This is a genomic window from Lentzea tibetensis (genome assembly GCF_007845675.1).
GTDB lineage: Bacteria > Actinomycetota > Actinomycetes > Mycobacteriales > Pseudonocardiaceae > Lentzea > Lentzea tibetensis.
Genome location: NZ_VOBR01000014.1, coordinates 220,314 through 230,400, shown reverse-complemented (window position 1 = coordinate 230,400; position 10,087 = coordinate 220,314). Strand labels below are relative to the sequence as shown.

Genomic DNA, 10,087 nt, shown 5'->3' with positions numbered 1-10,087 from the left:
ACACCCCAGCCGAGCGCCTGGCTAAGCTCCTGACCGAAGCCAGTTGATCATGCGTGTTGCAACGATCCCTCGAATCCGCCCCTTGCCCCCGCCTGGGCTCCGCCCCGGACCCCGGCACCACCGGAGGTCCCTGGTTGCTTTTCGTAGATGGTTGCTTTGGTGGTGGGGTCTCCGTACGGCGCACCAGAGGCAGCCGCATTTTTAGGGCGGGGTCAAGACAAAAGACGTCTTGACCCCGCCCTAAAAATATGGCAGGGCTTCGCCTGCGCCGTACGGAGACCCCACCACCCACTGGTTTTCTTGGTCGGCTCGCCTGCGGCTTCACTGTTGTCAGTGGCCTGAGCCGAAGCAGACGAATGGGCGGTGTAGTGGGTCTACCGCTGTTGCCTCTGCCAGTGCTCGGGCGATGGGTTTGCCCTCTGACAGGAGTTTGTGGAAGTCATCCATCGTCAGTGCTGCTGCTCTGTCGCCCACCTTGTTCACCGCTGCTACCACTGTGTGTGAGCCGCTGGCCAGCAATGCGCCTGCGAAGCCCAGGGCTTCGTCGCCTGGGCGGATGTGTGCGAGCGCCAGTTCGCAGGCGGCTAGGACTACCTGCTCCGGGGGGCGTCCTAGGCGTGCTGTTTCGTGGGCGAACAGGGGGCCGTCGAACAGTTCCAGGCGGGAGAACAACGCGTTGTCCGCCGCGTGTACGCCGTGGGCCGCTATGTGAGCCAGGCGGGCACCGTCCAGCTCGTGCAGAACGGTTTCGGTGGTGGCTTCTTCCAGCAGTACCGCTGATGGGTACGTGGTGCGCAGGCGGCGGACCTCGCCGAGGCTTTCGGGCAGGTCTGGGCCGCCTACCAGAACTACGCGGGTTGCGGAGGGCACTGCCTCGGACGCGGCCAGCCAGGCCGTTGCTGACGGAGCTACCACCACTGGGCGGCCGTGCAGTGAAGGCAAAGCGCCCCAAGGGACTGCGTACAGCTCGCCGGTCGGAACCACCACCAGGTCGCGGGTGCCGATCACCTGGTGCAGCGGGGAGATGAGTTGGGCGTCGAGAAGTGCGGCTCGGCGGGATGCGGATGTGGTTACCGCGTCCACCAGCATCGGGGGTAGGTGGTCCGGTGCCAGTACGTCCAGGTCGGCGTGGAGTTGGCGGGCTGTTTCTGCTGCTGTCAGGGCGGAGCCCAGGCGTACCAAGGAGACTGAGCCTGCGGAGACCACCACTGCGGCCAGTGAGTCGTCGTGGACCACGAAGGTCACCAGAGCTCGGTCGGCCAGGGCGGTGATCACGTCTGGGAGTGTCGTCACCGGGCGGGGGCGGCCCCACGGGGACGTGTGCCAGCCCAGGCGGGCCACCTCTCGGCGTAGCGCGTCGAAGCGGGATTCCTGGGCTGCTACTGGGCGGCCCTCCAGGCGGGCCTGTTGCATTGTTCTCGCCAGGGAGCGGAGTTCGGTCACCCGTGAGGCCAGGGTGGGATCGTCTATCACCGGGAGTGGTTCGTAGCGGTAGACCTGGGCTCGGGTTCGTTCCACCCAGTTGAAGATCTCGTGGGGATCGCCTGAGGACAGGACCAGGCCCACTGCCAGTTCGCCGAGTTCGCGGCCGTGTACTGCGGTGCCGCAGAGGAGGTCCAGGCCGCCCATTCTGTCGCGGACCTGGGACAGTTCGGTCATTCCTGCGTTCGCCTCGGCCAGGGCTCGTTGTGGAGTGGTGGCCAGTTCTGCCCGGCACAGGCGCAGGAGCATGCGGTGGTCGATCGGGGTGTGCGGGCCTGGGGACGGGACGGTGGCCACCAGGGCCCTTGCGATTTTCAGGGAGCCTCTGCGGCAGGCCAGGCGTACGGCCAGCATTCTCGCCATCGACGCCTCGTCGGAGAGGCCCTTGGACGCCAAGCGGTCGGCCAGGGCTGTGGCCTTGCTCGGGGACGCTGAGCGGGACGGGGTGCCGGCCAGTGCGATCAGGGCGTCTGCGCGCATGCGGGTCAGTGCTGCTACCTCGGCCCAGGCGCCGCTTCCTCTGCGGGCGAAGCGGGCCCTCGCCGCGCCTGCCATGGTGCGGGCCAGTGGGAGGTCGCCCAGTAGTAGGGCTGCTGCGGCTCGGGCCAGTTCGGCCTCGGCCAGGTCTTGGGAGGCTCGGTTCTTGCGCAGTTCTGGGAGGGCCTCGTCGAGGTGGTCTGCCGCTTCCTGTGGGAGGCCTGCGGCTAGCAGGGCTCTTGCCTGGTCGATCTGGGTGCGGGGGACCAGGTCCGGGGCCAGGCGGCGGAAGATTCGTTCGGCGTGTTCGTGGAAGTCCAGGGCGCCTGGGATGTCGCCCTGCAGTTGGGCGATGTCGCCCAGGTTGCCCAGGGCTTTGGCCTGCAGTACTTCCAGGCCGTGTTGTTCGGCCAGGTCCTGGCTGCGGCGCATGTCCTGCTCGGCCTCGGTGATCTGGCCGTTGTCGATGTAGCTGCGGCCGCGGTTGAGGATCGTGCGGATCAGGACCGCGGGATCGCCCACGCCTGCTGCTCTCGCCTGTTCGAAGAGGGGGACTGCCTTGTCGAACAGGGACAGGGCCTCGGTGATGCGCAGGGCGCGCAGCAGGACCAGGGCGTGCTGGCTGTGGACCAAGCCCTCGAGCTCGGCGCGGGCGGGGCCCTTGGGCACGGCGTGCAGCAGGTCTGCGGCTGTGCCCAGGTGGACCAGGCCGTCGGCCACCGAGGCGATCTCCGCCTCGGCGTAGGCCAGGGTGCAGAGGACTCGGACGCGGACGGCGATGGCCTCGTGGTCGCCGGTGCTCACGGGCAGGGTGCGCAAGGCCTGTCTGAGCAGGCGCACGGCCTCGGCCGGACGGCCCTGTGCGGCTGTCTTCCTGGCACGTTCGCGCAGTGCGGCAGCTGCCTCGACGCCCTCCGTCAGCACTGCGCGGGCCTGTTGGGGCACGACCAGCGAGTGATGAGTACGAGGCACGTACCCAATGGCAACACACCGAGTAGGTCCGGTGCGCCTTCCAAAGGGCCCTGTTCCTAGCCCGATCGGGTCACGTTCACAACATGATCGTCGGGGTGACTACCGTTCTGCCGGGTTCGCCGCGGGAGTTGACCAGGTGCACCAGGATCTGGGTCGTGCCGGTCGGCACGTCCGCCAGCACGAAACGGCCGCCGTCGTCGGCCTTCGTCGTGCTCGACTGGTGGTCGGCCACGCGTACCTCGACCGTGTGCTCGCCCGCGGGTACCAGCCAGCCGTCGATGCGGTGGCGGGAGCCGGTCGACGTGAAGTTGACCATCAGCGTCAGGTTGTCGACGGTGAACGTGATCGTGCCCGTCTGGCCGCCGCGCACGCCCGCGAACGATCCGGCGCGCTCCCAGCGTGCGACCTCGACGTCCAGATCCTCCAGCGCGATCGCGAACTTGACGCGGTCCAAGAGGTCCGCGGGCGGCGGATCGATTTCGTCCACCAGCCTGTTCAGTTCGGAGAGGACAGCGGTGTCCTCTTGGCCTCTACGGTTGTCGCGCGGGTCGATGTCGTTCACCGCGATCCTCCTTCCGTTTCCAGATAGCCCCGCAACAGGGTCAGGCACCGTCCCCTGGTCGGGCCGATGCTGCCGTGCGGCATGGACAGCGCCTCGGCGACCGCTCGGTACTCGGCGCGCCCCGCGAGCACGGTGAGCCGCAACAGTTCCTGGCAGCGCCTGTTCAGCCGCCCGAAAGCAGCCCACAGGCGACGGTCCCTGTCGTCGATGAGCGTCACGTCCTCCGGAAGTCCCGTCTCGGACTCCAGTTGCTCGGCGAACTCGTCCGACAGCGCTGTCTCACGCTTGTTGGGTTGCCAGGTTCGCCGCGCTTCACGCCTCGTTGTGACGACGAGCCACCCCACGAGCGCACGCGGCTCGTGCAGGTTCCCGAGGTTGCGCAGCAGAGCCAGCCAGACCGTCTGCACGACGTCCTCTGCGACGTTCCGGTCGAGACCCTGTCCGCGCGCCACGTGCCACACCAGCGGTGTCAGCTCCGCGACCAGCACGTCCAGTGCGAGCCGGTTGCCGTCCCTGGCCGCCTCGATGCACACGGCGTGGCGTTCGGTGCCTTCCAATCCGTCCCACGGCGGGTGTTCGTCTGCCGTGTGCAGCTCGCCCACGCCCAACACCTCCGATCGGCCGCCCTGGTCAGCGCCGTCCGCCAACTCAGGAGGAACTAACTGGGCGGTAGATACGTGATTCACTCGAATGGAGCAGTATCAGACCGCCGCTGAGTTCATCTTCCTCCGAGAACGCCAACGGCCCGTGACTCCCCCTCGTCATCACGGGCCGTCGTGGCGGGAGCTTGCGATCGGACCCCTCGAACCGATCGCTCACCTCGCCGGTTTTCTCAGGCGACCGGACCGCCGTTGGTCTCGTGGTGGCCGGTCGTCGTCGTGCCGCCACCATTGGTTTCGTGGTGACCGTTGGGGCCAACCACCCACCCCTCTGGGCAGTAGGGGCAGTTCGGGCAGGTCTTCACCGGTGGGGCGTAGCCGGGGATCTGCTCGGTCAGCGTTTGCTCACTCATCGTTACCCCTCCTTAGGCCGACATTCGAGGCCGGCTTACCTGTTCAGAGCAGTCAACTGAGACGCAGATACAGATGCGTGTGAGACGTTCGCGAACCGCGTCCCGTTCACCGTTTCGCCAAAGCAAATTGCAGTTCCAGTATGGTCTAGACCATGGATCTCCTCGAAGTGATCGCACTGGACGCCGCGGACGCCGAGGCCGCGCAGGCCGGTGGGGCGCACCGGCTCGAGCTCGTCGCGGACATGGACTCGGACGGGCTCACCCCGTCGGCCGAGACGCTTCGCGACGTCCTGTCCGCCACCGATCTGCCGGTCCGCGTGATGCTGCGCGACACGACCGGCTTCGCACCCAAGGACCTGAAGGAGCTGCGGCGCACCGCGGCCGAGCTGCGGGAGGCGGGTGCATCCGAGTTCGTGCTCGGTTTCCTCGACGCGGGCGACGAGATCGACGAGGGCGTCTGCCTCAACCTGCTCGCCGAGCTGGACGGCTGCCGCTGGACGTTCCACCGCGCGCTGGACAACTCCGCGGACGTGCGCCGGTCGTGGCAGACCGTCGCCGGGCTGGGCTGCGACACGGTGCTCGCGGCCGGCAGTCCGCGCGGTGTCGCCGATGGACTTCCGGTGTTGCGCGAACTGGCGGCGCAGCAGGACCGCGTGCGGCTGCTCGTCGGCGGCGGGCTGAAGCTGGCGCACCTGGACGAGCTGCGCGCGGCGGGCGTGACGGGGTTCCACGTGGGCAGCGCGGTGCGGTCCGGCTGGGACTCGCCGGTCTCAGCGGTGGCTGTCCGGGAATGGGTGGATCGTCTGGTCTAGACCCTTGCCGCAGACAGTTCTAGCATGCTCGTTGCTTCCTACGAAATAGCTGTTGCAGATAGTGCAACGCAAGATGAGGGGCGGGGTCATGCGGCTTAAGCGATTCGTGGCCGTACTGGGCGTGGGTGCGGTCGTCGCCTGCGCGCCGGTGCAGTCGGGACCGTCGAGCTCTGGTGCGGACGAGAAGACCGGGCAGCTGAGGGTGTGGCTGTTCGACGAGGTCAACCGCGGTCCGAAGGAGGCGGTGGTGAAGGACGCCATCGCCGAGTTCGAGTCCGCGCACTCCGGTGTCACGGTCGACGTGCAGTACATCCAGGTGCAGACGCGGGCGGAACGCTTCAAAGCCGCGTTCAGCGACCCGAAGAGCGCGCCGGACGTCGCCGAGTTCGGCAACACCGACCTCGCGGGGTACGTGTCGGCGGGCGGGTTCTCGGATCTCGACCTGTCCAAGTGGGGCGAGAGCAAGGACCTCGTGCCGACCGTGCTGGACACCGCGAAGGTCGACGGCAAGGTCTACGGCGTGCCGTGGTTCGTCGGCGTGCGCGCGTTGTACTACCGCACGGACGTGTTCGCCGAGCTGGGCATCCAGCCGCCGAAGACGCTCGACGAGATCGCTCCCATCGCGCGCAGGATCCGCCAGGCCAAGCCGGACATGCTCGGCATCTCGGCGGGCGGCAAGTACCTCTTCGCCGCGCTGCCGTTCATCTGGGCGCAGGGCGGCGACATCGCCAAGTCCGACGGCGGCAAGTTCACGTCCACTGTGGACAGCGAGCAGGCGAAGGCGGGCGTCGCGAAGTACGCCGAGCTGGTCAAGGACGACATCTGCCCGCCTGCGCAGTGCGCGGGCAACGGTGGTGACGCGAGCGTCGAGGGCTTCCGCACCGGCAAGGCGGCCATGACGATCGGCGGCGACTTCAACCGCAAGTCCGTCGACGCCAGCGCGGCCGCAGGCAAGTACGGAGTGGTCCCGCTGCCCGGCAAGACCGAGGGCTCGATCGCGCCCGCGTTCGCCGGCGGCAACCTGCTCGGCGTGCTCAAGGGCACCCAGCGCAAGTCGTTGTCGACCGAGTTCGTGCAGCTGCTGGCCAGCAAGAAGTACCAGCAGAAGATGTACGCGGCGATGGGCAACCTGCCGACGTTCAGCGACGTGCAGCAGCAGGTCGCCGAGTCCGACAAGTTCCTGGAGCCGTTCACGGCGACGCTGAAGTCCGGCACGAAGTTCGTCCCGGTCACGCCGAGCTGGGCGAAGATCGAGGCGCAGGCCGTGCTGCCGACGATGATCCAGGAGGTCGTCACCGGCGCGAAGGACGTGAACGCCGCGACCAAGACCGCCGCCGATGCGATGAACGCGGCCTTCGCGTCGTGATGCGCAACCAGGGGCGGGTCGCGTACGGCTACCTGACCCCGGCGCTGCTGGTGCTCGGCGGGCTGCTGGCCTACCCGATCTACCAGCTGGTGCTGATCTCGCTGTTCGACTACGGCCAGGAGCAGGTCAGCGGCGGTGCGCCGCTGACCTTCCTCGGCCTGGGGAACTACCGGACGCTGTTGGGGCAGCAGCAGTTCTGGACCGTGCTCGGGCAGACCGTCGGCTTCGCGGCGGTCTGCGTGGTCGGCTCACTGCTCGTCGGGACTGCGCTCGCGATCCTGTGCACGCGGGTGCGCACGTGGGCGCGGATGGTGCTGTTCCTCGCGGCTCTCGGCGCGTGGTCCACGCCCGCGGTCGCCGGGTCGACGATCTGGCTGTTCCTGTTCGACGCGAACTTCGGGTTCGTCAACGAGGTGCTCGGCACGACCGGGTTCTCGTGGACCTTCGACAAGTGGACGGCGTTCGGGCTCGTCGCGGCGCAGGTGATCTGGTGCTCGTTCCCGTTCGTCATGGTGACGCTGTACGCGGGCATCAAGGCGATCCCGACCGAGGTGCTGGAGGCGGCCGCATTGGACGGCGCGTCGACGGCGCGCACCGCGGTGAGCGTGACGCTGCCGCTGCTGAAGCCGCTGCTGATCGTCGTGACGATCCAGTCGATCATCTGGGACTTCAAGGTGTTCACGCAGATCTACGTCATGACGAACGGCGGCGGCATCGCCGGGCGCAACCTCGTGCTCAACGTCTACGCCTACCAGCAGGCGTTCGCGGCGTCGGAGTACGGGCTGGGCGCGGCGATCGGCGTCGTCATGACCGCGGTGCTGCTCGCGATCACCGTGTTCTACCTGCGGGCGCTCAAGCGACAGGGGGAGGTGCTGTGAGGCGCGGGGTGCTGGAGTCGATCACCGTCGTGATCGCGGGCGTCGTGGCGTTCCCGCTGTTCTGGATGGTGCTGAGCGCGTTCAAGCCGGAGGACGAGGTCATCTCGGCCGACCCGCGCCCGTGGACGCTGCGGCCCTCGCTGGACAGCTTCACCCGCGCGCTGACCGTGCAGAGCTTCGGGCGCTACTTCGTGAACAGCGTGGTCGTGGCGCTGATCGTGGTGGCGCTGAGCCTGTTGATCTCATTTCTCGCGGCGACGGCGTTGACGCGCTTCCGGTTCAGGTCGCGCACCACGCTGTTGATCATGCTCCTGGTCGTGCAGATGGTGCCGGTCGAGGCGTTGACGGTGCCGCTGTTCTTCCTGATGCGGTCGGTCGGCGACGCCGTGCCGTGGTTCGGGCTGAACCACCTCGGCTCGCTCGTGCTGGTGCACCTGGCGTTCAGCCTGCCGTTCGCGATCTGGATGCTGCGCGGCTTCGTCGCGGCCGTGCCGGTCGAGCTGGAGGAGGCCGCCACGCTCGACGGCGCCTCGCGGTTCCGCTTCCTGTGGCAGGTGCTCTTCCCGCTGGTGGCGCCTGGTCTGGTGGCGACGTCGGTGCTGTCGTTCATCCACGCCTGGAACGACTTCCTGTTCGCCAAGACGTTCATCATCTCCGCCGCGGAGAACCAGACGCTCCCGCTGGCGCTGCAGGTCTTCGTCAAGCCCGACCAGAACGACTGGGGCGCGATCATGGCTGGTTCGACCCTGATGACCATTCCGGTGCTGGTGTTCTTCGTGCTGGTGCAGCGGAACCTCGTGTCCGGGCTCGCCGGGGCGGTGAAGGGATGACGCTGCTGCCGCGCCCGGTCTCGTTCACGAGAGGCGAAGGGGAGTACCGCAGCGACGACGCCGTGCGGCCGCGCATCCGGGTGACCTCGGGTCCGCCGGAGGGCTACCGGCTGACGGTCACGCCGTCCGAGGTGGACATCGAGGCCTCCGACGAGGCGGGCGTGTTCTACGCGTGGCAGACGATCAAGCAGCTGCTCGGGCCGGACGCGTTGCGCGCGGCGCCGATCCATGATGAGCAGTGGGTGCTGCCCGCGTGCACGGTCGTCGACCACCCGCGGTTCGCGTGGCGCGGCTGCATGATCGACGTGGCGCGGCACTTCCTGCCCAAGCACGACCTGCTGCGGTACGTGGACCTGCTGGCGGCGCACAAGCTCAACGTCCTGCACCTGCACCTGACCGACGACCAGGGCTGGCGCTTCGAGGTGCAGAAGTACCCGCGGTTGACCGAGGTCGGCGGCTGGCGGCCGACCTCGCGTTATGGCGACCGGCGGGCGAAGCTGTCGACGGACCGGCCGCACGGCGGTTACTACACGCAGAACGACCTGCGTGAGATCGTCGAGTACGCGGCGCGCAGACACGTGACCGTGGTGCCCGAGATCGACGTGCCCGGCCACAGTCAGGCGGCGATCGCGGCCTACCCGGAGCTGGGCACCGATGGCGGTGGCGTGTGGACGGACTGGGGCGTCAACCCGCGCGTCCTCAACGACAAATCGTCCACTTTGGACTTCTATCGCGACGTGTTCGACGAGCTGATGGACGTCTTCGTGTCACCGGTGATCGGGTTCGGCGGCGACGAGGCGCCCGGTGGTGACGGCGAGTTCGTCCGGCAGATCGCGAAGCACCTGGTGCGGCGCGGCCGGCGGCCGTACGGGTGGGACGAGGTCGTCGAGGCAGGCCCGTTGCCGACCGGGACGGTCGTGGCGTCGTGGCGCGGTGTCGACGGCGGGCTGGTCGCGTTGCGCGACGGGCACGACGTCGTGATGTGCCCGGAGTCCTCGGTGTACCTGGACTACCGGCAGTCGTCCTCGCCCGACGAGCCGATCCCGGTCGGGACCGTGCTGTCGCTGGAGGACGTGTACGCCTTCGAGCCGGTGCCGCGGTCGGTCACCGGCTCGGAACCGGGCCGCGTGCTCGGCGCGCAGGCGAACCTGTGGACCGAGCACCTCGACTCGGCGCGGCGCCTGGACTACGCCGCGTTCCCCCGGCTCGCGGCGTTCGCGGAGGTGGTGTGGAGCCCGCCGGAGAAGGACCCCGGTTTCCTCGAGCGGCTGACCGCACACCACCTCCCCCGCCTGGACGCGCTCGGCGTGGAGTACCGGCCCCTGTCCGGCCCCCACCCCTGGCAGACGATGCCCGGCGTCCCCGGCTTCCCCCGTTAGTTCCCCCTGGGGTCACACCTCTTCCTCCGGCATGAGGATCCACGCGGCGATGTAGAGCACCGCCCCCGTGCCGAAGCCGAGGAGGGTGGCGGCCACGAGGCCGATGCGGATGAGCGCGGCGTCCACGCCGAGCAGCTTGGCGGCACCACCGCAGACACCGGCGACCATCTTGTCGCTGCGGCTGCGGCGGAGTTTCTTGATCTCGGTGGTCGCGTTGGCGAAAGCGTCGTTCGTCATGGCATCAATGCTCGTGATTTCGGAGCCCCGGCACATCGGTGACCACCCGGAACCCGACCCTGAGCCTTAGCATCGGACTC

Annotated in this window: 10 protein-coding genes; 5 read left to right on the top strand and 5 right to left on the bottom strand. The window is 68.3% G+C overall.

What is annotated here, in order from left to right:
* Positions 1-330: 330 nt before the first annotated feature.
* From FKR81_RS23090 to FKR81_RS23075, 4 genes are all read right to left on the bottom strand, one after another.
* On the bottom strand, positions 331-2,883 hold the full coding sequence (locus FKR81_RS23090; protein WP_235921709.1) for a CHAT domain-containing protein: 2,553 nt from the start codon (positions 2,881-2,883) through the stop codon (positions 331-333).
* Positions 2,884-3,007: 124 nt separating this feature from the next.
* Positions 3,008-3,484: a carboxypeptidase regulatory-like domain-containing protein gene (locus FKR81_RS23085; RefSeq protein ID WP_407936542.1), complete on the bottom strand. Its 477-nt coding sequence runs from the start codon at positions 3,482-3,484 to the stop codon at positions 3,008-3,010.
* Between the two features lie 5 nt (positions 3,485-3,489).
* Positions 3,490-4,095, bottom strand: coding sequence for an RNA polymerase sigma factor (locus FKR81_RS23080; protein WP_146354230.1), 606 nt, complete (start codon positions 4,093-4,095; stop codon positions 3,490-3,492).
* 230 nt (positions 4,096-4,325) lie between these two features.
* A complete protein-coding gene (locus FKR81_RS23075; protein WP_146354228.1) occupies positions 4,326-4,505 on the bottom strand; it encodes a hypothetical protein in 180 nt (59 codons plus the stop codon).
* A gap of 152 nt (positions 4,506-4,657) precedes the next feature.
* On the opposite strand from FKR81_RS23075, the gene FKR81_RS23070 reads away from it, so the two are divergent.
* The 5 genes from FKR81_RS23070 (at position 4,658) to FKR81_RS23050 (ending at position 9,770) form a co-directional block, all read left to right on the top strand.
* Entirely contained in the window at positions 4,658-5,317 is a 660-nt protein-coding gene (locus FKR81_RS23070; protein ID WP_146354226.1) for a copper homeostasis protein CutC, read from the top strand.
* Positions 5,318-5,405: 88 nt separating this feature from the next.
* Positions 5,406-6,683, top strand: a complete 1,278-nt coding sequence (locus FKR81_RS23065; RefSeq protein ID WP_146354225.1) for an extracellular solute-binding protein — start codon at positions 5,406-5,408, stop codon at positions 6,681-6,683.
* The gene (locus tag FKR81_RS23060) at positions 6,683-7,561 is read left to right on the top strand and encodes a carbohydrate ABC transporter permease (protein ID WP_146354282.1); all 879 of its coding nucleotides are present in this window, start codon (positions 6,683-6,685) and stop codon (positions 7,559-7,561) included. Before FKR81_RS23065 ends, FKR81_RS23060 begins: the two co-directional genes overlap by 1 nt.
* A complete protein-coding gene (locus FKR81_RS23055) occupies positions 7,558-8,391 on the top strand; it encodes a carbohydrate ABC transporter permease (RefSeq protein WP_146354223.1) in 834 nt (277 codons plus the stop codon). The genes FKR81_RS23060 and FKR81_RS23055 overlap by 4 nt, the downstream gene beginning before the upstream one ends.
* Entirely contained in the window at positions 8,388-9,770 is a 1,383-nt protein-coding gene (locus FKR81_RS23050; protein ID WP_146354221.1) for a beta-N-acetylhexosaminidase, read from the top strand. The genes FKR81_RS23055 and FKR81_RS23050 overlap by 4 nt, the downstream gene beginning before the upstream one ends.
* A 12-nt stretch (positions 9,771-9,782) precedes the next feature.
* Here FKR81_RS23050 and FKR81_RS23045 read toward each other — a convergent pair whose 3' ends face one another.
* On the bottom strand, positions 9,783-10,007 hold the full coding sequence (locus FKR81_RS23045; protein ID WP_146354219.1) for a PspC domain-containing protein: 225 nt from the start codon (positions 10,005-10,007) through the stop codon (positions 9,783-9,785).
* Positions 10,008-10,087 lie beyond the last annotated feature (80 nt).